This window comes from Neisseria wadsworthii 9715 (assembly GCF_000227765.1).
Classification (GTDB): Bacteria; Pseudomonadota; Gammaproteobacteria; order Burkholderiales; family Neisseriaceae; genus Neisseria; species Neisseria wadsworthii.
This window is the reverse complement of the sequence record NZ_JH165159.1, coordinates 2,275,973-2,298,094: the sequence shown is the minus strand read 5'-3', so window position 1 is coordinate 2,298,094 and position 22,122 is coordinate 2,275,973. Positions and strand designations below refer to the sequence as shown.

Here is a 22,122-nt window from a genome sequence, read left to right as displayed (position 1 = left end):
TCATTGCTTAAAAGTTAGAGGCCAGTAGCTCAATTGGTAGAGTATCGGTCTCCAAAACCGAGGGTTGGGGGTTCGAGACCCTCCTGGCCTGCCAAATCAAAAAAACTAACCGGCCATGAGTCGGTTAGTTTTTATTAATTTTAAGTTGGGTTTAAAATGACAGAAAAAACACCGTCTGAATCATATTCATCTGAAAAAGGCATCAATCAATGGGATAAAAAAAACAACTCGGCAACAAAGAAAATAGGTGTTGCTGATTATGTGAAATCTGTTGTTGCATTTTCTGTATTTGGTTTGGGATTGTGGGTATATTACACTAATATCTTAAATATTTCATTGTATTTAAGATATGTGATTTTAGCTTTGAGTGGGCTAATTGTAGTGGTGTTGATCTTGTCTTGGTGTCAGTATGGTAGGGACTTTCTTCTCTATGTTAAAGATTCATATGCTGAATTTAAGAAAGTTGTTTGGCCTACTAGAGCAGAGTCAACTAGAATTACGATTAGAGTGATCATGTTTGCGCTAATATTGTCGGCATTTATTTATGCTGTAGATAGCCTGATTACTGTAGTGTTTAATGCGGTATTGTTGAAGGGTTAAAGAAATGTCTAAACGCTGGTATGTTGTCCAGGCCTATTCTGGTTTTGAAAAAAACGTCCAAAAAACCCTAAAGGAGCGAATTATTCGTGAGAATATGGAAAAATATTTTGGTGAGATTCTTGTGCCAGTTGAGGAGGTTGTTGATATTAAGAATGGGCGACGTACTGTAAGTGAGCGGAAATTCTTTCCAGGGTATGTGCTTGTGGAAATGGAAATGACAGATGAATCTTGGCATTTGGTAAAAAGCACCCCTAGAGTAAATGGTTTTATTGGCGGTACTGCAAATCGTCCTCTTCCTATATCTCAGAAAGAGGTGGAAGCTCTTATGAGTCAAGTGGGCAAGAGTGGTGCTGAACGTAAACCTAAGCCCAAGGTTGAATTTGATGTTGGCCAGCAAGTAAGAGTAAATGAAGGGCCTTTTGCTGACTTTAATGGTGTTGTTGAAGATGTCGATTATGAGCGTAATAAACTAAGAGTTTTGGTTCAGATTTTCGGTAGAGAGACGCCTGTTGAGTTGGAGTTCAGTCAGGTTGAAAAAATCTAAAGTTTTATGTGACTTAATTTTGTTTAGATGCAAATATGAAGCTGCTTATGAAATATTAGGCGGAGACTTTTGCAAAAATAGTCTATTAACGAAATTTGACGCATAAAAATGTGCTAAAAATTTTCAATTGACTAAAACCTTTCTGATTTTGAGTAAAAAATAGGCAAAATCAGAAAGGTTTTTCATTTTGAGGATTTTATTGAGAATAAAATTTTAGTAACTTATATTATTGCAAAGGTCTCAGGCGGCTTTTCATTTTTGGATCGTAGAAGTTTATTTCATTGATTGCAATTGAAAAAAAATGATGCTATAATTCAAAGCTTGATTTTTGGGGAGTGGAATTATTTCTACGTTGTACCCGTTATTAGGAGTTTAATTGTGGCAAAAAAAATTATTGGTTATATCAAACTGCAAATTCCTGCAGGTAAGGCTAATCCTTCTCCGCCAGTTGGTCCGGCATTGGGTCAGCGTGGTTTGAATATTATGGAATTTTGTAAAGCATTTAATGCGGCAACTCAAGGGATGGAGCCAGGGCTTCCTATTCCTGTTGTAATTACAGCGTTTGCTGATAAATCTTTTACTTTTGTTATGAAAACGCCTCCGGCTGCAATTTTGTTGAAAAAGGCTGCTGGTCTGCAAAAAGGTAGTTCGAATCCCTTAACTAATAAGGTGGGTAGAATAACTCGTGCGCAATTGGAAGAAATTGCGAAAACAAAAGAGCCTGATTTAACTGCTGCTGATTTGGACGCTGCTGTTCGCACCATTGCTGGTTCTGCACGTTCTATGGGTCTTGATGTGGAGGGTGTGTAATAATGGCTAAGGTATCTAAACGTTTGAAGGCATTGAGAGAGTCGGTTGATGCTAATAAATTGTATTCAATTGATGAAGCCATTTCTTTAGTAAAGAAAGCTGCGATAGCTAAATTTGACGAGTCAGTTGATGCCTCTTTTAATTTGGGTGTTGATCCTCGTAAATCTGATCAGGTAATTCGTGGTTCTGTAGTGTTGCCAAAAGGCACAGGTAAAGTTACTAGAGTGGCCGTATTCACTCAGGGTGCCAATGCTGAGGCTGCTAAGGTGGCTGGCGCTGACGTTGTTGGTTTTGAAGATTTAGCAGAGGAAGTCAAAAAGGGTAATTTGGATTTTGACGTTGTTATTGCATCTCCTGATGCCATGCGTATAGTAGGGCAGTTAGGAACTATTCTAGGACCTCGCGGGCTAATGCCAAACCCTAAAGTGGGAACGGTAACCCCAAACGTTGCAGAAGCTGTTAAGAATGCAAAAGCGGGGCAAATCCAATATCGTACAGATAAAGCAGGTATTGTGCATGCAACGATTGGTCGAGCTTCTTTTTCTGAGGCTGATCTAAAAGAGAATTTTGATGCTTTGTTGGATGCTTTGGTTAAAGCCAAGCCTGCAGCAGCAAAAGGCCAATATTTGAAAAAAGTGGCTGTTAGCAGCACTATGGGCTTAGGTGTTCGTGTCGATACGGCAAGTGTGAATAACTAAATTATATGATTTTGAGCAACTTCTGGATTATTCAGGAGTGTTTGGAAGTTGCTTAAGATGGGCTACTTAATCAATAATTTTAAGTAGGTGTCCAAGACCGTAGGGATCGAGAGATTTAATATAAAACCCTACGCAGACGGTAGTCCTGAAGTTTTTAAGCAAAATTGCTTGTGAAATGTCTTTTCAGGTTGCCGCGCTGGTGAAATATCTTTTTCAAGATATTTTGATTATTAAACAGTGGGAGGTAGGCCTTGAGTCTCAATATTGAAACCAAGAAAGCAGCCGTAGAAGAAATTAGTAAAAGTATTGCTAATGCTCAAACTATGGTTATCGCTGAATATCGTGGTATCAGTGTTGCTAGCATGACTGAGTTACGCTCCAATGCACGAAAAGAAGGCGTATATTTACGTGTTCTTAAAAATACATTGGCTCGTCGCGCAGTTGAAGGTACTTCATTTGCTGCTTTGGCAGATCAAATGGTTGGTCCTTTGGTTTATGCTGCATCAGAAGATGCCGTTGCTGCTGCAAAAGTATTGCATCAGTTTGCGAAAAAAGACGACAAAATTATTATTAAGGCAGGTTCTTATAATGGCGAATTAATGGATGCTGGTCAGGTTAGTGACTTGGCATCTATCCCAAGTCGTGAAGAATTGTTGTCTAAGTTGTTGTTTGTTATGCAAGCACCTGTTTCAAGCTTTGCACGTGGACTTGCTGCTTTGGCAGAGAAGAAAGAAAGCGAAGCTGCTTAATAAACAGTTTTGTTATATTTAAAAATTAATTTATTTTAGATTTAAGATATTTAGGAGTTAGATAGCATGGCTATTACTAAAGAAGACATTTTAGAAGCAGTTGGTAACTTGACTGTCATGGAATTGAACGATTTGGTTAAAGCGTTCGAAGAAAAATTTGGTGTATCAGCAGCTGCAGTTGCAGTTGCAGCTGGTCCCGCTGCAGGCGGCGCTGCTGCTGAAGCTAAAACTGAATTTGATGTTGTTTTGGCTTCTGCCGGTGATCAAAAAGTGGGTGTAATTAAAGTTGTGCGCGCCATTACTGGATTGGGCTTGAAAGAAGCAAAAGATATGGTTGATGGTGCTCCAAAAACTCTTAAAGAAGGTGTTTCTCAAGCAGAAGCTGATGACATTAAGAAACAGTTGGAAGAAGCAGGCGCTAAAGTCGAAATTAAATAAGCTTTTATCCAAAGATTGGGCTGGCAGTTTACTGCCAGCCTTATTTCGCTTTATATGAAAACGTTATTTATAATTTACATAAATTTGCCGATTGAAATAATTATTTTGTAAATTTATGTAAATTTAGTGATGTGGATTGGGCCTTTGTAAAGTTAATGTTCCAATAAATCCATTTTTTATTCTCTTTCCATTTTTGGAGTTTCTACATGAGCTATTCGTTTACTGAAAAGAAGCGTATTCGCAAGAGTTTTGCGAAGCGTGCGAATGTCTTGAATGTACCATTTTTGTTGGCAACACAATTGGATTCTTATTCTAAGTTTTTGCAGCAAGAAAAACCTTTTGATAAACGTAGTGATAATGGCCTGCAAGCTGCATTTAATTCTATTTTTCCAATTGTTAGTCACAATGGTTATGCTCGCCTTGAATTTGTGCACTACATTTTAGGTGAGCCTCTTTTTGATATTGCTGAATGTCAATTGCGTGGTATTACTTATGCAGCTCCTTTACGTGCCCGTATCAGATTAGTAATTTTGGATAAAGAATCTTCCAAGCCTGCAATAAAAGAAGTACGTGAAAATGAAGTATATATGGGTGAAATCCCACTGATGACACCTAGCGGCTCCTTTGTAATCAATGGAACTGAGCGAGTTATCGTATCTCAGCTTCACCGATCCCCCGGCGTATTTTTTGAGCACGACCGCGGTAAAACTCATTCTTCTGGTAAGTTATTGTTTTCTGCCCGTGTGATTCCTTATCGTGGGTCATGGTTGGATTTTGAATTTGATCCGAAAGATTTGTTGTATTTTCGTATTGATCGCCGACGGAAAATGCCAGTAACTATCCTTTTGAAGGCTTTAGGTTACAATAATGAGCAAATTTTAGACACTTTTTACGATAAAGAAACTTTTTATTTGTCTAAAAACGGTATCGAAACAGACTTAGTACCTACCCGTTTAAAGGGTGAAACAGCCAAGTTAGATATCGTTGATGCGAATGGTACTGTATTGGTTAATGCTGGTAAGCGTATTACTGCCAAGAATATCCGTGATATTGAAAAGTCAGGTCTTAAACGCTTAGCTATAGAGCCAGATTCATTGCTAGGTAAGATTTTGGCTAAAGATGTTATCGTACCTGATACAGGGGAGGTGTTAGCGGTTGCTAATGATGAGATTACAGAGGAGCTGTTAGCACAGTTAGATATTCATGGCGTTACTAATTTAGAAACACTTTATATCAACGAGCTTGATCAAGGCGGTTATATTTCAGCGACATTGAGTACCGATGAAACAGTTGATCAGCAAGCTGCGCGCGTGGCTATTTACCGTATGATGCGTCCTGGTGAACCGCCCACGGAAGAAGCGGTTGAGTTGTTGTTTAACCGTTTATTCTTTAATGAAGATAGCTATGATTTGTCGCGTGTTGGCCGTATGAAATTTAATACACGGACATATGAACAAAAATTAACTGATGTTCAAAAAGCGTCTTGGTATGGTCGTTTAATTAATGAAACATTTGTGGGTGCTGCTGATAAGGGTGGCTATGTATTAAGCGTAGAGGACATCGTTGTTTCGATTGCAACATTGGTTGAGCTGCGCAATGGTCATGGTGAAGTAGACGATATTGACCATTTGGGTAACCGTCGCGTTCGTTCTGTCGGCGAGCTTACAGAGAATCAATTCAGAAGTGGTTTGTCACGTGTAGAGCGTGCAGTAAAAGAGCGTTTGAATCAGGCGGAGTCAGAAAATCTGATGCCTACCGATTTAATCAATGCCAAACCTGTTTCTGCGGCTATTAAAGAGTTTTTCGGCTCCAGCCAGTTGAGTCAGTTTATGGATCAGACCAATCCCCTGTCTGAAATCACCCATAAACGCCGTGTGTCAGCTTTAGGCCCGGGCGGTTTGACCCGTGAGCGCGCAGGTTTTGAGGTGCGTGACGTACACCCGACCCATTACGGTCGAGTATGCCCGATTGAGACGCCAGAGGGTCCGAACATTGGTTTGATTAATTCTCTATCTGTATATGCCAGAACCAATGAGTACGGTTTCTTGGAAACGCCTTATCGCCGTGTAATCGATGGAAAAGTAACTAACGAAATTGATTATTTGTCCGCCATTGAGGAGGGCAGATATGTGATTGCGCAGGCAAATGCCGAGCTGGACGAAGAGGGTAATTTGACCGGTGATTTGATTACCTGTCGTGAAAAAGGCGAAACCATCATGGCAACTGCCGATCGCGTCCAATATATGGATGTGGCAACCGGTCAAGTTGTTTCTGTAGCAGCTTCATTGATTCCTTTCTTGGAGCATGATGATGCGAACCGTGCTTTGATGGGTGCGAACATGCAACGTCAGGCTGTTCCATGTTTGCGTCCTGAAAAACCGATGGTAGGCACAGGTATTGAGCGTTCTGTTGCTGTTGATTCTGCCACTGCTATTGTTGCTCGTCGTGGCGGTGTGGTGGAATATGTGGACGCTAACCGTATTGTGGTGCGTGTACATGATGATGAGGCTACTGCTGGTGAAGTCGGTGTGGATATTTACAATTTAGTGAAATTCACTCGCTCTAACCAATCTACCAATATTAACCAGCGTCCTGTTGTGAAGGCAGGTGATGTGCTGCAGCGTGGTGATGTGGTAGCCGACGGCGCCTCTACTGATTTAGGAGAATTAGCGTTAGGTCAAAATATGACCATCGCGTTCATGCCATGGAACGGTTATAACTATGAAGACTCAATTCTGATTTCAGAAAAAGTAGCAGCGGACGATCGTTATACTTCTATTCATATCGAAGAATTGAACGTAGTTGCCCGCGATACCAAATTAGGTGCAGAAGAAATTACCCGCGACATTCCGAATCTTTCTGAGCGTATGCAAAATCGTTTGGATGAGAGCGGTATTGTGTATATAGGTGCCGAAGTAGAGGCCGGTGATGTGTTGGTAGGTAAAGTAACGCCTAAAGGTGAAACCCAACTGACACCAGAAGAAAAACTGCTACGTGCGATCTTCGGTGAGAAAGCCAGTGACGTAAAAGACACTTCATTGCGTATGCCTACCGGCATGAGCGGAACTGTTATTGATGTTCAGGTATTTACGCGAGAAGGTATTCAGCGCGACAAGCGGGCGCAATCGATTATTGATGCCGAACTGAAGCGTTACCGCCAAGATTTGGGTGACCAATTGCGTATTTTTGACAATGATGCGTTTGATCGTATCGAACGTATGTTGGTTGGCCAAAAAGCAAATGGCGGCCCGATGAAACTTGCTAAGGGAAGCGAGATTACTGCTGAATATTTGGCAAGTTTGCCCAGCAAGCATGACTGGTTCGATATTCGCCCGGTTGACGAAGATTTGGCTAAGCAACTTGAGCTGATCAAACTAAGCTTGCAGCAAAAGCGCGAAGAGTCTGAAGTTCTTTATGAAATTAAAAAGAAAAAAATGACTCAAGGCGATGAGTTGCAACCTGGTGTGCAAAAAATGGTGAAAGTATTTATCGCCATTAAACGCCGCTTGCAAGCTGGTGACAAAATGGCCGGTCGTCATGGCAACAAAGGTGTGGTATCACGTATTTTGCCGGTAGAAGATATGCCTTATATGGCAGATGGCCGTCCTGTTGATATTGTATTAAACCCTCTGGGTGTGCCTTCTCGTATGAATATCGGCCAGATTCTGGAAGTACATTTGGGCTGGGCGGCAAAAGGTATCGGTGAGCGCATCGACCGCATGCTAGCAGAACAGCGTAAAGTCGGCGAAATCCGTGAGTTCCTTAACCGTTTATACAATGGCAGCGGTAAGCAAGAAAATCTGGAGGAATTGAGCGATGACGAAATTCTGGCACTAGCTGAGAATTTGAAAGAAGGCGCAACTTTTGCTTCTCCAGTATTCGATGGTGCTAAAGAGGCAGAAATTTATGAGATGTTGGACTTGGCTTATCCGAGCGATGATCCGGAAGTTCAAAAAATGGGCTTCAACGATAGCAAAACCCAAATCACATTATATGATGGTCGTTCAGGCGAACCGTTTGACCGTAAGGTTACTGTTGGTGTGATGCATTACCTTAAACTGCACCATTTGGTAGATGAAAAAATGCATGCACGTTCGACTGGTCCATATTCACTGGTTACTCAGCAACCACTTGGTGGTAAAGCACAATTCGGTGGTCAGCGTTTCGGTGAGATGGAGGTTTGGGCGCTGGAAGCTTATGGTGCCGCTTATACGTTGCAAGAAATGCTTACCGTTAAATCGGATGATGTTTCCGGCCGTACGAAGATGTATGAAAACATTGTTAAAGGTGAACACAAAATCGATGCGGGCATGCCTGAATCTTTCAATGTTTTGGTAAAAGAGATCCGTTCACTGGGCTTGGATATTGATTTAGAGCGGTATTGACAACGGTTTTCAGACAGGCATGGAAAGCTTGTATGCTTGTCTGAAAGTCTTGCTACTGGATATGTTAAATCGAAATTAGGATGTTTGGCATGAAGAAGATTTCAATATCTTTATTGACGGCGTTAAGTGTTTCTACTGTATTGGCAATAACCCCTGAGTAACTTATTGGAAGTTGGCAATGTAAAAGTTCTGATGAAACAGATATGACTTTTTCATTTGCTGATAATAATAAGAAGCTTGAATTATCTTTGAATCTGAAGATACCAAATGATGACGGCAGTTTTCTGTTGTATCGCATCGGGATGGCAGGAACTTGGTTCTCAAAGACCGGCAAGTTTTTTTAGATGCATGACTCATCAAGTGGATCGTATACATCAAGGATTGAAATCAGAATCAGCTAAACAAACGGACGAGTGGATGTTCTCAGAATTACAAGGTGATGTTCAGCGCGGAAAATCTGAAAATAAGTTATCTGCAAGTTGGACAAATTAACGATAAACAGATAACAGTTTATATCATGGGAAATGAATCCGACAAATTATCTTGTATCAAATCGAACTGAATTTTCTGTCCGAATACCATTTAAACGCCAAAGAGGGTCAGCTTGTACCCCAAGGAGCAAAAAATGAAAGCTTTGTTAGACCTGTTTAACCCCCTGCAATCAGCAGGTATGGAAGAAGAATTTGATGCGATTAAAATCGGCATTGCTTCTCCGGAAACCATTCGCTCATGGTCTTACGGTGAAGTTAAGAAGCCGGAGACCATCAACTACCGTACTTTCAAGCCTGAGCGTGACGGCTTGTTCTGCGCTAAGATTTTCGGTCCGGTTAAAGATTATGAATGTTTGTGTGGTAAATACAAACGTTTGAAATTTAAAGGTGTAACCTGTGAAAAATGTGGCGTGGAAGTAACTTTGTCCAAAGTACGCCGTGAGCGTATGGGCCACATTGAATTGGCTGCACCAATTGCACATATATGGTTTTTGAAATCATTACCTTCCCGCTTGGGTATGGTATTGGATATGACTTTACGCGATATTGAGCGCGTGTTGTATTTTGAAGCTTTTGTAGTGACCGATCCTGGCATGACTCCGTTGCAACGCCGCCAATTGCTGACTGAAGAAGATTATTACAGCAAATTGGAAGAATATGGCGATGATTTTGATGCAAAAATGGGTGCCGAGGGTATTCGTGATTTGTTGCGTAATCTAGATATTGCATCAGAAATCGAATTATTGCGCCAAGAGTTGGAATCCACCGGTTCTGACACAAAAATCAAGAAAATTGCCAAGCGTTTGAAAGTATTGGAGGCTTTTCAGCGTTCAGGCATGAAGCTTGAATGGATGATTATGGATGTACTGCCAGTGTTGCCACCGGATTTGCGTCCGTTGGTTCCGCTTGACGGTGGTCGCTTTGCTACTTCTGATTTGAATGATTTGTATCGTCGGGTTATCAACCGTAATAACCGTTTGAAGCGTCTGCTGGAGTTGCATGCACCAGACATTATCGTGCGTAATGAAAAACGCATGTTGCAAGAAGCTGTGGATTCATTGTTGGATAACGGTCGCCGCGGTAAAGCAATGACCGGTGCAAACAAGCGTCCGTTGAAATCTTTGGCTGATATGATTAAAGGTAAAGGCGGTCGTTTCCGTCAAAACCTGTTAGGCAAACGTGTTGACTATTCAGGCCGTTCTGTAATTACCGTAGGCCCGTACCTGCGTCTACATCAATGCGGTTTACCGAAAAAAATGGCCTTGGAGTTGTTTAAGCCTTTCATCTTTCATAAATTGGAATTGCAAGGTTTGGCTTCAACCGTAAAAGCTGCGAAAAAGCTGGTAGAGCAGGAAGTGCCGGAAGTGTGGGATATCTTGGAAGAAGTGATTCGAGAGCATCCGATTATGCTTAACCGTGCACCGACTTTGCACCGTTTGGGTATTCAAGCATTTGAGCCGATTTTAATTGAAGGCAAAGCCATTCAGTTGCACCCGCTCGTTTGTGCGGCATTCAACGCCGACTTCGACGGTGACCAAATGGCTGTTCACGTTCCATTGAGTTTGGAAGCACAAATGGAAGCACGTACCTTGATGCTGGCTTCCAACAACGTATTGTCGCCTGCCAACGGCGAGCCGATTATCGTTCCTTCACAAGATATTGTATTGGGCTTGTATTATATGACCCGAGACAAAATCAACGGTAAAGGTGAAGGCAGCCTGTTTGCCGATGTGAAAGAAGTACACCGTGCTTACCATACTAAACAAGTAGAACTCGGCACAAAAATTACTGTGCGCGTACGCGAGTGGGTGAAAAATGAAGAAGGTGAATTCGAGCCGGTGGTTAACCGTTACGAAACTACCGTCGGTCGTGCGTTGTTGAGCGAAATTCTGCCTAAAGGCCTACCGTTTGACTATGTGAATAAAGCATTGAAGAAGAAAGAAATTTCTAAGTTGATTAATGCATCATTCCGTTTGTGCGGTTTGCGTGATACTGTAATTTTTGCCGACCATTTGATGTACACCGGTTTTGCATTGGCGGCTAAAGGGGGCATTTCGATTTGCGTGGACGATATGGAAGTGCCAGAGCAAAAAGCAACCTTGCTGGCCGAAGCTCAAAGCGAAGTGAAGGAAATCGAAAATCAATACCGTCAAGGTTTGGTAACGAATGGTGAACGGTATAACAAAGTAGTGGATATCTGGGGTCGCACCGGCGATAAAATCGCTAAAGCGATGATGGATAATCTTTCTACTCAAAAAGTAACTGACCGTGAAGGTAATAAAGTCGATCAAGAGTCGTTTAACTCTATTTATATGATGGCTGACTCAGGTGCCCGTGGTTCGGCAGCTCAGATTAAGCAGCTTTCCGGTATGCGTGGTTTGATGGCCAAACCTGATGGTTCGATTATCGAAACCCCGATTACCGCAAACTTCCGAGAAGGTTTGACCGTATTGCAATACTTTATTTCCACACACGGTGCGCGTAAAGGTTTGGCGGATACGGCATTGAAAACTGCAAACTCAGGTTATCTGACCCGTCGTTTGGTGGATGTCACCCAAGATTTGGTAGTGATTGAAGACGATTGCGGAACCTCTGACGGATTTATTATGAAAGCCGTTGTTCAAGGCGGTGATGTGATTGAACCGTTGCGTGACCGTATTTTGGGTCGTGTAACTGCTGCTGATGTGGTTGACCCTTCCAGTGGAGAGACCCTGGTTGAAGCTGGTACGCTGCTGAGCGAGCAACTGGTTGACTTGATTGATAACTCGGGTGTGGATGAAGTAAAAGTACGCACGCCGATTACTTGTAAAACCCGCTATGGTTTGTGTGCCAAATGTTATGGCCGGGACTTGGCGCGCGGTAAACTGGTTAATGCCGGTGAAGCTGTTGGCGTAATCGCTGCACAATCAATCGGTGAACCGGGTACTCAGTTGACAATGCGTACTTTCCACATTGGTGGCGCGGCATCCCGAGCCGCAGCGGCCAGCCAAGTTGAAGCCAAATCCAACGGTACGGCACGCTTTAACAGCCAAATGCGTTATGTGATGAATAATAAAGGTGAGCTGATTGTGATTGGCCGCTCTTCCGAGGTGGTGATTCATGATGAAATCGGCCGCGAACGCGAGCGCCATAAAGTACCTTACGGTGCCACTTTATTGGTAAATGACGGCTCAGGCGTGAAAGCCGGCCAAACTTTGGCCACTTGGGATCCACATACGCGCCCAATGATTACCGAACACGCCGGTCGTGTGAAGTTTGAAAACATCGAAGAAGGTGTAACCGTTACCAAGCAAACCGATGAAATTACCGGTTTATCGACCTTGGTGGTAATTGATGGCAAGCGCCGTGCATCAAGCGCTTCCAAATTGTTGCGCCCGACAGTAAAACTATTGGACGAAAATGGTGAGGAAGTAAAAATTCCGGGTACGGAAACGTCTGTATCTATGGCATTCCCAGTGGGTGCGATTATTACCGTGCGTGAAGATCAGGAAGTAGGTAAAGGTGACGTGTTAGCGCGTATCCCACAGGCTTCTTCGAAAACCCGTGATATTACCGGTGGTCTGCCGAGAGTAGCTGAGCTGTTTGAAGCGCGTGTACCAAAAGATGCCGGTATGCTGGCCGAAGTAACAGGTACTGTGTCGTTCGGTAAAGAAACCAAAGGCAAACAGCGTCTGATTATCACTGACTTAGACGGTGTGGCATATGAAACGCTGATTTCTAAAGAGAAACAGATTTTGGTGCACGATGGCCAAGTTGTGAACCGGGGTGAAACCATTGTAGATGGTGCCGTAGATCCGCATGATATTTTGCGTTTGCAGGGAGTTGAAGCTTTGGCGCGTTACATTGTGCAAGAGGTGCAAGAAGTTTACCGCCTGCAAGGCGTGAAGATTTCAGACAAGCATATTGAAGTTATTATCCGCCAAATGCTGCGCCGTGTGAACATTGCAGATGCAGGTGAAACCGGCTTTATTCCTGGCGAACAGGTAGAACGCGCTGATGTAATGCAAGCAAATGAAAAAGCAATTGCGGAAGGCAAAGAGCCAGCACGTTTTGATAACATTCTGCTGGGTATTACCAAAGCGTCATTGTCGACCGATAGCTTTATCTCTGCTGCGTCCTTCCAAGAAACTACACGCGTATTGACTGAGGCGGCTATCATGGGTAAACATGACGAATTACGCGGCCTGAAAGAAAACGTTATTGTGGGCCGTCTGATCCCTGCCGGTACCGGTTTGACATACCATCGTACACGTCGTAATGAATGGGCTGAAGCCAATGAGGTTGAACAGACCGGTGAAGAGATATCAGAATAAGTTCTGATATTACTAAGCTTGGTAAAGAACCGCCGACTGATTACAGTTGGCGGTTTTGTTTTTCAGACAGGCATGGTATGAGGTTCTTGCACAGGATTAGAAAAAGTCATAAGGTTATATATAGTTGTAAAGATTAAATTTCAGACTAAGTTGGTTTATCTGACTTGAATAACAATACTGCTGATAGTCTTGTATCGGTTTATTATGAATTTCACCATTTAATTAGTAATAAATTTGCTGTGTATTAATTACTATTCATGCTGTATGGTTACAAAAAGAAAAAAGCACAAATGATATAAAGGAAAAATAATGAGTAAACGTGAAACTGCTCGCGCTGTGGCTGAGACCATGTTGAAAGGCTTCAATCGTCACTACACGCTTTATCGTGAAGCCTCTGCACGGGCTAAAGGCTTATTTGAAGCTGCTGATTGGAAAGGAATACAGGAATTGGTTGCTTTGCGCATCCAAATGTATGATAACCGGGTTGCTGAAGCGGTAGATACGCTGCGTGAGCAGTACAATGCGGGTAATTTGCCGGATGAAGTTTGGGCGGCAGCAAAAAAAGAATATATAGCCTTATTGATTGATCACAAACAACCTGAATTGGCAGAAACATTTTTCAATTCTGTATCAACTAAATTGCTTGCCAAGGAATATTTCAACAATCAATTTATTTTTGTGAAGCCCGCAACCAGTACGGAGTTTATTGATTCAGAAGAAACGATTTTTCAATCTTTTTATCCTGATACACAAGGCTTGCGAGGCTGTCTGCGTAAAATTCTGCATCATTTTAACTGGAAGGTGCCATTTGAAAACATGAAGCAAGATATCAGCGGTATCTTGCATGCAGCAAAGAATTATTTAAAAGAAGAGTGGCCGCCAAAAGAATTAAATCTACATATTCAAGTATTGAACTCTGCATTTTACCGTAATAAGTCTGCTTATATTTTTGGGATGATTATTAATGGCAGTAGTAAACACCCGTTTGCATTAGCCGTGGTGCATAACGGGCAGGAAAAACTGCAGATTGATGCGGCTTTGTTTGATCCTCAGCAGATTTCTGTACTTTTCTCGTTTGCGCGCGCCTATTTTTTGGTGGATATGCCAGTACCCAGTGGATATGTGGGTTTTTTGCGTGAAATGTTACCGATGCGTTCAAATGGGGATTTTTACACATTGGTTGGTTTACATAAGCAAGGTAAAAACATTTTCTGGCGCGAATTTACCCGCCATTTGAGCAATTCGCAAGATAAATTTATTCTCGCGCCCGGCATTAAAGGCTTGGTAATGAGTGTATTCACATTACCTTCTTTTCCCTATGTATTCAAAGTGATCAAAGACACGTTCGGACCCAATAAGGATTTTGATCGGGAATACGTGCGCCAAAAATACCTTTTAGTGAAAAAACATGACAGGGTAGGGCGAATGGCCGATACATTGGAATTTTCCGATGTGGCGCTGCCGAAAAACCGCTGCGATGAAGCATTTCTAGAAGAGATGCGTACACTTGCCCCCAGCCAGATAGAAGAAACCGATGATTTAGTAGTGATTAAGCATGTTTATATCGAATATCGCTTGAAGCCGCTCAACCTTTTTATGCAAAAAGCTTCGCCAGAAGAAAAAGCAGCAGCTGTTATTGACTATGGTTTTGCTTTAAAAGAGTTGGCTAGTGCCAATATTTTTCCAGGCGATATGTTGTATAAAAACTTTGGTATGACTCGTTTCGGGCGCGTGATTTTCTATGATTATGATGAAATCGAATATATGACAGACTGTAATTTCCGTAAAATTCCTCCAGCACCGAACCCTGAATATGAAATGTCGGGGGAAGTATGGTATCCGGTGAATAAAGGTGATGTGTTTCCCGAAGAATTTGCACCATTTTTGCTTGGTGAGCCGGATGTGCGGCAAGTGTTTTTACAACATCATAAAGACTTACTTACCCCTGAATTTTGGCAAGGTAAAAAAGACCGTTTGATGAAAGGAGAATTGGATGATTTTTATCCGTATCCACAATCTCTGCGCTTCCGACCGGAAAAGACCGAAGTAGGTTTGGTAGACCGTACAGATGTTTGATGTTTTTAATGTTATACAGAAATGCCTGTCTGAACGTTTTCAGACAGGCATTTGTTTCTAAGCTAGCAATATAGATTGATACAAAAGCGGCTTAGCAGCAAATTTGAGATTGTATTTGGATTTGCTCTTGGATAGAGTTTGACAAACTGGTATCTGCGCAAGAGTAGCAGTTAACTGCGTCAGCGATTTGTTTGGCATTCCAAGTTACATTGCTATCAGTAAATACAAACTCTTCGATTTGGAATTGGCTGCCTTTAAACCAGTTGTTGATGGTTACGCTGTCTTCAGAAGTCTTGCCGCCATCTTCTGCTTGGCTGGCAATATTGATCAACAGGTCGTTACCAACACGCTCAAAGCACAGGTCTGAAGCAGTGATGTCACCGTCGAATTGCAGGATATCTTTGTGTTCAGGATTGGTATCGCAGTCATAAATCACGTCGTTATCGAAGCCGCGTGCGAATACATATGTATCGCAACCTTCTCCACCATTTAGAATATCGCAACCTGCGCCGCCGTTTAGGAAGTCATTACCTTTGCCGCCAACCAAGATGTCATTACCGGCGTGGCCGTAAAGGTTATCGTTACCTTCCAATGATTTCAGGAAGTTATGACCATCATTACCGTGTAATACGTTGTTCAACTTGTTACCGATAGCAGACAGGTTGTTATCAGTCAGCAAGCTGATATTTTCAACATTGCTGGGTGCTGCAATATTTATACTGCTCAGAATAGTGTCATTGCCTTCATTTGCTTTTTCGATAACAACATCGCATGGGTTATCAACATAATAAGTGTCGTCACCTTTGCCGCCGATCATGATGTCGTGACCGGATTCTCCATCGAGAATATCATTGCCGCCTTTGGCGATAATGATGTCATTACCTTTACCGGTAGAAATATCATCATCTTTGTCGGTGCCGTAAACGATATCGTTTTTGTCTGAGGGAACTTTGCTTTGCGGCTCAAAATACCAGCCTTTTTTGCTGTCCCAGCACCAAGAACCTTTAATTTGTTTGCCGTAACCGCAATCCCAGCCTTTGCCGTAACCCCAGCCTTTTCCATAGCCGAAATCTTTACCACCCCAGCATTTTATATTGCAAGAATCTTTGCTGTAACCCCAGCTTTTGCCGTAACCCCAACCTTTTCCATAGCAGGAATCTTTTTCATAACCCCAGCCTTTGCCAGAGAAATCTTTGCTGTAACTCCAGCTTTTACCCCAGCTGCCTTTATGGTCATAGCTATGGCCTGAGTGCCATTTTTGACCGCCTTTAGGCAGGCAATATCCGTAAAAACCTTTAAAGTTGTATGACATTTGTATTAACCTCCGAAATTGATATTTAAAATTGCCTTAAAACTAATGATAAAAATCATTAGAAATCGTGTGTAAAGGCAATGTTTATATTAGCTAATGCGGAGAGAATAAATATGTTTTTATGAAGTGTGGCCTATTAATAAAACAAACGGTATTCTGATAATGATTTGTCATAGTTTTTATGCAACAGTTTAAAAAATATTAGTTTTTAAATCTAAAATTATTCATTTTGATTAATTTGACTTATAACAATATGCATATATTATGATTATAATCATTATTAATATTTATTTATGTATAGTAACGTTTGTTTTTTTTGTTGGGTAGGGTGTGAGTATACGTCGAAAAATGAAAATGCTAAAAAATAATTAATATTTTCATGAGATTAGATAGAATCTTTAAAATAATGACAAAGCAGGGCATTGCAATTGTAATTAACATGTCAACGCAAACAAGCGCTAAAACAACTTAGTTATAGAGTGTGATTATTTAAACTCCGAATTTCTTTTAACACGGCTTCAGCAGCAAGCTTGGCTGTATCTTTTCGTAATAATTCGTGTAAATGATAAAAATCAGCTTTAAGGGATGCAATACGCTCCGGAGATTCATACCAATCAGAGGCCGCTAATGCAATAAACTCAGGTTTCGCCATTTCTTGCATGAGTTCAGGCACAGCTTCTTTGTTGAGTAGAATATTGGGTAAACCTACATGAGGCACTTTAATTTGAGGGCGTACATAGGCATATGTAAGCGGGGAGATTTTATAACTGATAACCATCGGTCGTTTGCACAATGCTACTTCCAAAGTGGCGGTACCGCTGGTAACGATAACGACATCTGCTGCAATTGCGGCCAGAGTAGCATTGCCCTCAGTCATTAAAACATCAAGTTGGCTGAAATCAGGTTTTGCCAATAGGAGCTTCAGGCGTCGACGGGTGGCTTCTGTTGCAGAGGGTAATACGAAGCGGGCTAATGGGTAATGTTGTTGCAGAAGGCGGGCTGCTTCTAAAAAAACGGGTGCCATATAATCGATTTCGCTGACACGGCTGCCCGGTAATAATGCGAATACCGGAATTTCCCTTGGTATGCCTAATGAGTCGCGCGCAGAATTTTTGTTTGTTTCCATTGGCATGGTTTCGGCCAGCGGATGGCCGACAAATTCAGCCTGACCTCCGGCTTCGGTATAAAGTTGGGGCTCCATTGGAAACAGGCAGAGCACTTTATTGGTTTGCTTAACGATTTTGTTGACTCGTTTACGCCGCCATGCCCAAACTGAAGGGCTGACATAATGAATTGTGGGAATGCCTGCCTGCTTGAGTTTGGCTTCGACGCCTAAGTTAAAATCCGGGGCGTCAATCCCTACAAAAACATCAGGCTTTAATGCCAACATTTGTTTTATTAAACCTTTGCGGATTTTTAAAATTTCAGGCAAGCGTTTGACTACTTCGGTGAATCCTCGAACGGCTAGTTTTTCCTGTTCATAAAGACTATTAAAGCCTAGCGCCATCATTTTAGGTCCGCCTATGCCGATAAAGCGTGTATTGGGATAACGTTGCTGAATAGCTTCGATTAGATGTGCGCCAAGTAGATCGCCGGAAGCTTCTCCGGCGCACATCGCAATAGTAAAAGGAGTAGATGTCATGAAGTAGGGCTGTATTTTAAAATGCGGCAACACAGATCAATGGATGATGCCTTTATTTTATTTTTTATCATTTAGTGCTTTGGCAGGAACACCGATAGCTGTAGTTTCATCGGGTAAGTTACCGAGCACCACAGCGCCTGCACCAACGATACAATGATTGCCGATTGTACTGCCTTCCCGAGTGCAACTGCCGATTCCCATCCAGCTAAAATTGCCAACCTGAGTATTACCGGCTAAGCGTGCTCCGGGGCTGATATGGACAAAATCACCTAAGACGCTGTCGTGATCTACAGAGGCGGTCGTGTTGATGATGGCACCTTTGCCGATTTTTGCATCGGCATTCACCACCGCTTGGGCAAAAAATACGCTGCCTTCGCCGATTTCAGCAAATTTGCTGATTACGGCGCTGGGATGGCATAAACACGGCAGGGTAAATCCCAAGTTTTTCACAAGATTGAACATTCTGCCGCGGACAATATTGTCGCCAATCGCAACAACAGCATTATATTCATCGGGATGGATACTTTTCCCTAACAGACTGCTGTCTCCCAATAACGGAACACCCATAAATTCGATTTCGCCGTTGTTGAAGTCGTCGACAAACACGATTTCCGACCACTTCTGCATTAATAGGGCAGTATCCATTACTACTTTAGCATGTCCGCCGGCGCCAAGAATAACCAGTTTTTTTTGAGGTGAGGAGGCTGAGATATCCGTCATGGGGGCAATCCTTAAGTTGTCATTATTAGTTTGCTAGGAATGGTTGTTGATATGTTTAAACGGTCTGACGGACAAAATAATTTTTTGAAAGTTATCCGGTTATTTAGATGCTAATGAAAGATTTATGTTATATGGAATTTTAGCTTATCTATACTGTTTATGATCAACCAATAGCCATTGTATTAATATCATTATCCTATTTTACAAAGACATTTTCCTGAATGGATAGTTTATTGTTTTTTAGAAAAATTATGTATGTTTTAGTTTGTGCCTGTCTGAAATAATCAGTTTGTTTTCAGACAGGCATCAATTATGATGCCAAGTCAGCGCACAATTCCCCTGGTTGACCTTTCAAAGAATGGTTTGAATACATGCAGCTCGAGCTCGGCATCGCTCAACTCTATTACTTGCTGTTTGGCTTCTTCCAAACTTAAACCTTGGCGGTAAATAAGTTTGTAGATATTTTTGACATTGGCGATCTGTTCTGGCGTGAATCCACGGCGTCGCATGCCTTCGGTATTGAGACCTGCCGGTTCGGCACGGTAGCCTGCTGCCATCACGTAGGGCGGTACGTCTTTGTGCACACCTGCGGCAAACGCTGTCATGGCATGGTCGCCGATAATGCAAAATTGGAATACGAGTGTGTAGCCTCCGAGAATAACCCAATCGCCAATGGTAACGTGGCCGGCCAGTGATGCATTATTGGCAAAAATAGTATGGTTGCCGATAACACAGTCGTGGGCAATGTGAACGTAAGCCATCAACCAGTTGTCATCACCTATTCGGGTCTCACCTATACCGGTAACGGTGCCGGTGTTGAATGTTGTGAATTCGCGGATGGTATTGCCGTTGCCGATAATCAATCGTGTAGGCTCGTCGCGGTATTTTTTATCTTGAGGTTGTGCGCCGAGTGAAGCGAATTGGAAAATCCGGTTGTTTTCGCCGATGGTGGTATGCCCTTCGATAACCGTATGCGGGCCGATTTCGGTGCCGGCGCCGATTTGCACATTGGGGCCGATAATGGTGTAGGGCCCAACTTTGACGCTGCTGTCTAGCTCTGCTTTGGGATCGATAATGGCAGTAGGGTGAATCAAACTCATGGCTGTTTTCTTTATTGGGGGAAATGCCTGTCTGAAAATTCAGACAGGCATAGTTTATCGGCTATTCAACAATACGTTGGGCGCACATAATCTGTGCTTCTACTGCAAGTTGGCCGTCTACTTTGGCAACGGCATTGAATTTACCGATACCGCGTTTATGCGCCAAAAGTTCGACTTCAAAAACCAGCTGGTCTCCGGGGATAACTTGGCGCTTGAAGCGTACATTATCCAAGCCTGCGAAAAGAGTGATTTCACCTTCTTTGCGTTGGGTACTGCCTTGGGAAAGTACCGCCAACACACCGCAAGCTTGTGCCATGGCTTCAATAATCAATACGCCGGGCATAACAGGCGATTCAGGAAAGTGACCTTGGAAAAACGATTCGTTGAAAGAAACGTTTTTAATGGCTGTGAGTGATTTCCCGGGTTCTGCTGCAATCACGCGGTCCAATAGTAAAAAAGGAAAGCGGTGCGGTAATAAGTTTTGAATTTCACGAACTTCAATCGGTAATTTGATTTCCATTGTTTTATTGTCCTAAAGTATGGGCGGCCTGTTGAAAGGCGGCCGGTTTCATGCTTTGTTTGTGTGCTGCAGAGCAGCAAGATCTTGCTCAAGTTGTTTGATTTTTTTTGACATTTCACTTAAATGCCGTATATGTACTGCGTTGCGGGCCCATTCCTTGTGGGTTTGCATCGGATAGCAGGTAGCATAATGCCCCGGCTCTTTAATCGAATGTGTTACAGCCGTGCCGCCACCGATAGTGGTTTTATCGGCAATTTCAATATGGCCGACAAACATGGCGGCGCCGCCGATAATGCAATACGAACCGATTTTTGTGCTGCCCGAAATGCCTGCACAAGCTGCGATAACCGTGTGTTCGCCAATTTGGCAGTTGTGGCCGATTTGCACTTGATTGTCGATTTTCGTACCGCGCCCTACCACTGTATCCGTCATGGCACCCCGGTCTATCATGCTGTTAGCGCCGATTTCGACATCATCGTGCAGTGTAACCCCCCCGGTTTGGGGAATTTTAAACCAAGAATCGCCGGCAAAAGCCAAACCGAAGCCGTCGGCACCAATGACGCTGCCTCCATGGATTTCGACACGGTTGCCCAAAGTACAACCGTGGTAAATCACAGCATTAGGGTGGATGATTACTTGATTTCCGAGTTTACAATCATGTTCAACAACTGCACCAGCCAGAATCCGACAACCTTCTCCTAAAACAGTATTCGATCCGATATACGTGTGTGCGCCAATTTCGCAGCTGGCAGGTACGGTAGCCGAAGGTTCAACTACGGCAGTAGGATGTATGCCGCTATTGGCTTTGGCAATCGGGGAGAACAGTCTGGCAATTTTGGCAAAGTATAAGTAAGGGTCGGAAACCACTATCAGGTTGCGGTTGGTGAATTCATCAGCCACTTTGGCGTTGACAATAATGGCACCAGCTGAACTTTCGCCAACGGTTGCTTTATATTTTGGATTGGCAAGAAATCCTATGTGGTTGGAGCCGGCACTGTCAAGCGGGCGTACACCTGTAACGGGTATATCTTCGCCACGCCATTCTCCGCCAAGCTCTGCAACAATTTGGGATAGTGTATAGGATGTCATGTTTACGCCTGAATATTAAAGCTGATTAACCGAAAGCAGCTTTTCATTGAACCTGGAAATAGATCCAATGAAAAGCCTGAAGTAAAGTATGCCTGTCTGAAAACTATTGATTCAGCAGTTTGATAACTTGGTCGGTAATATCGAATTTTCCGGTTACATAAACAGCATCCTGAATAATTAGGTCATAGCCTTCTCTTTTTGCCAAATTAACAATGACACGATTGGCATTTTGCTGCAATGCTGCAAATTTTTCATTGCGACTCAAGTTGTAATCTTCAGTTAGCTTGGCCTGTTCCAAGCGGAATTCTTGAATTAAATCAGTCAGTTTTTTTACTGCCGCTTCGCGTTCTGCCTCTGGTATCTGGCCTGAGGATAAACGTTTTTCCAATGCTTTGCCTTCTTGCTGCATTTTTTGTAACTTGTTTTGGCGCGCGGCAAACTCGCTTTGAAGCGAGGTTTGGATACGTTGTGCCTGTTTGGATTCGCGGTACACTCGCTCCGTATCAATAAAGCCAAGCTTCTGAACGCCATCAGCCAAAGCACTACCCGCCATACAGCAGCCTAATACTAAAGCCGCTGTAATACGGGAAACGGAATGAATTCTACTCATTAATCAACCTTTATATAAATTTTGC

The 22,122-nt window shown here is 42.7% G+C and carries 17 protein-coding genes and 1 tRNA gene; 11 read left to right on the top strand and 7 right to left on the bottom strand.

The features are described 5' to 3' along the window. Nucleotides 1–18 precede the first annotated feature (18 nt). The 11 genes from HMPREF9370_RS10655 to aceK all read left to right on the top strand — a co-directional run bounded on the left by HMPREF9370_RS10655 (nucleotide 19) and on the right by aceK (nucleotide 15,104). A tRNA-Trp gene (locus tag HMPREF9370_RS10655) sits at nucleotides 19–94 on the top strand. A gap of 62 nt (nucleotides 95–156) precedes the next feature. After that, nucleotides 157–600, top strand: a complete 444-nt coding sequence (secE, locus tag HMPREF9370_RS11880; protein ID WP_009117523.1) for a preprotein translocase subunit SecE — start codon at nucleotides 157–159, stop codon at nucleotides 598–600. Nucleotides 601–604: 4 nt separating this feature from the next. Continuing rightward, on the top strand, nucleotides 605–1,144 hold the full coding sequence (gene nusG, locus HMPREF9370_RS10645; RefSeq protein WP_009117522.1) for a transcription termination/antitermination protein NusG: 540 nt from the start codon (nucleotides 605–607) through the stop codon (nucleotides 1,142–1,144). 378 nt (nucleotides 1,145–1,522) lie between these two features. Beyond that, nucleotides 1,523–1,954, top strand: a complete 432-nt coding sequence (rplK, locus tag HMPREF9370_RS10640; RefSeq protein ID WP_040667669.1) for a 50S ribosomal protein L11 — start codon at nucleotides 1,523–1,525, stop codon at nucleotides 1,952–1,954. 2 nt (nucleotides 1,955–1,956) lie between these two features. Further along, nucleotides 1,957–2,652, top strand: coding sequence for a 50S ribosomal protein L1 (gene rplA / locus HMPREF9370_RS10635; RefSeq protein WP_009117520.1), 696 nt, complete (start codon nucleotides 1,957–1,959; stop codon nucleotides 2,650–2,652). A gap of 251 nt (nucleotides 2,653–2,903) precedes the next feature. Continuing rightward, nucleotides 2,904–3,401, top strand: coding sequence for a 50S ribosomal protein L10 (rplJ, locus tag HMPREF9370_RS10630; protein ID WP_009117519.1), 498 nt, complete (start codon nucleotides 2,904–2,906; stop codon nucleotides 3,399–3,401). Between the two features lie 66 nt (nucleotides 3,402–3,467). Then, complete coding sequence (gene rplL / locus HMPREF9370_RS10625) at nucleotides 3,468–3,839, top strand: 50S ribosomal protein L7/L12 (protein WP_009117518.1); 372 nt, start codon at nucleotides 3,468–3,470, stop codon at nucleotides 3,837–3,839. A gap of 206 nt (nucleotides 3,840–4,045) precedes the next feature. Further along, a complete protein-coding gene (gene rpoB, locus HMPREF9370_RS10620; RefSeq protein ID WP_009117517.1) occupies nucleotides 4,046–8,224 on the top strand; it encodes a DNA-directed RNA polymerase subunit beta in 4,179 nt (1,392 codons plus the stop codon). Nucleotides 8,225–8,491: 267 nt separating this feature from the next. Then, nucleotides 8,492–8,716: a hypothetical protein gene (locus HMPREF9370_RS12130; protein ID WP_156793004.1), complete on the top strand. Its 225-nt coding sequence runs from the start codon at nucleotides 8,492–8,494 to the stop codon at nucleotides 8,714–8,716. Nucleotides 8,717–8,849: 133 nt separating this feature from the next. Further along, nucleotides 8,850–13,028: a DNA-directed RNA polymerase subunit beta' gene (gene rpoC, locus HMPREF9370_RS10615; protein ID WP_009117514.1), complete on the top strand. Its 4,179-nt coding sequence runs from the start codon at nucleotides 8,850–8,852 to the stop codon at nucleotides 13,026–13,028. A gap of 309 nt (nucleotides 13,029–13,337) precedes the next feature. After that, a complete protein-coding gene (gene aceK, locus HMPREF9370_RS10610; protein ID WP_009117513.1) occupies nucleotides 13,338–15,104 on the top strand; it encodes a bifunctional isocitrate dehydrogenase kinase/phosphatase in 1,767 nt (588 codons plus the stop codon). Between the two features lie 91 nt (nucleotides 15,105–15,195). Here the strand turns inward: aceK and HMPREF9370_RS11680 are convergent, their stop codons facing one another. The 7 genes from HMPREF9370_RS11680 to HMPREF9370_RS10575 all read right to left on the bottom strand — a co-directional run bounded on the left by HMPREF9370_RS11680 (nucleotide 15,196) and on the right by HMPREF9370_RS10575 (nucleotide 22,088). Then, nucleotides 15,196–16,416: a calcium-binding protein gene (locus HMPREF9370_RS11680; protein WP_009117512.1), complete on the bottom strand. Its 1,221-nt coding sequence runs from the start codon at nucleotides 16,414–16,416 to the stop codon at nucleotides 15,196–15,198. 472 nt (nucleotides 16,417–16,888) lie between these two features. Then, the gene (lpxB, locus tag HMPREF9370_RS10600; RefSeq protein WP_040667666.1) at nucleotides 16,889–18,058 is read right to left on the bottom strand and encodes a lipid-A-disaccharide synthase; all 1,170 of its coding nucleotides are present in this window, start codon (nucleotides 18,056–18,058) and stop codon (nucleotides 16,889–16,891) included. A gap of 57 nt (nucleotides 18,059–18,115) precedes the next feature. After that, nucleotides 18,116–18,778, bottom strand: a complete 663-nt coding sequence (locus HMPREF9370_RS10595; RefSeq protein ID WP_009117510.1) for an acetyltransferase — start codon at nucleotides 18,776–18,778, stop codon at nucleotides 18,116–18,118. Nucleotides 18,779–19,101: 323 nt separating this feature from the next. Next, entirely contained in the window at nucleotides 19,102–19,878 is a 777-nt protein-coding gene (gene lpxA / locus HMPREF9370_RS10590; protein WP_009117509.1) for an acyl-ACP--UDP-N-acetylglucosamine O-acyltransferase, read from the bottom strand. Nucleotides 19,879–19,939: 61 nt separating this feature from the next. Further along, a complete protein-coding gene (gene fabZ / locus HMPREF9370_RS10585) occupies nucleotides 19,940–20,398 on the bottom strand; it encodes a 3-hydroxyacyl-ACP dehydratase FabZ (RefSeq protein WP_009117508.1) in 459 nt (152 codons plus the stop codon). A 48-nt stretch (nucleotides 20,399–20,446) separates the two neighbouring features. Beyond that, nucleotides 20,447–21,487 (bottom strand): UDP-3-O-(3-hydroxymyristoyl)glucosamine N-acyltransferase, encoded by a 1,041-nt coding sequence (gene lpxD, locus HMPREF9370_RS10580; RefSeq protein WP_009117507.1) that lies wholly within the window; start codon nucleotides 21,485–21,487, stop codon nucleotides 20,447–20,449. A gap of 103 nt (nucleotides 21,488–21,590) precedes the next feature. Next, nucleotides 21,591–22,088 (bottom strand): OmpH/Skp family outer membrane protein, encoded by a 498-nt coding sequence (locus HMPREF9370_RS10575; RefSeq protein ID WP_370992371.1) that lies wholly within the window; start codon nucleotides 22,086–22,088, stop codon nucleotides 21,591–21,593. Nucleotides 22,089–22,122 lie beyond the last annotated feature (34 nt).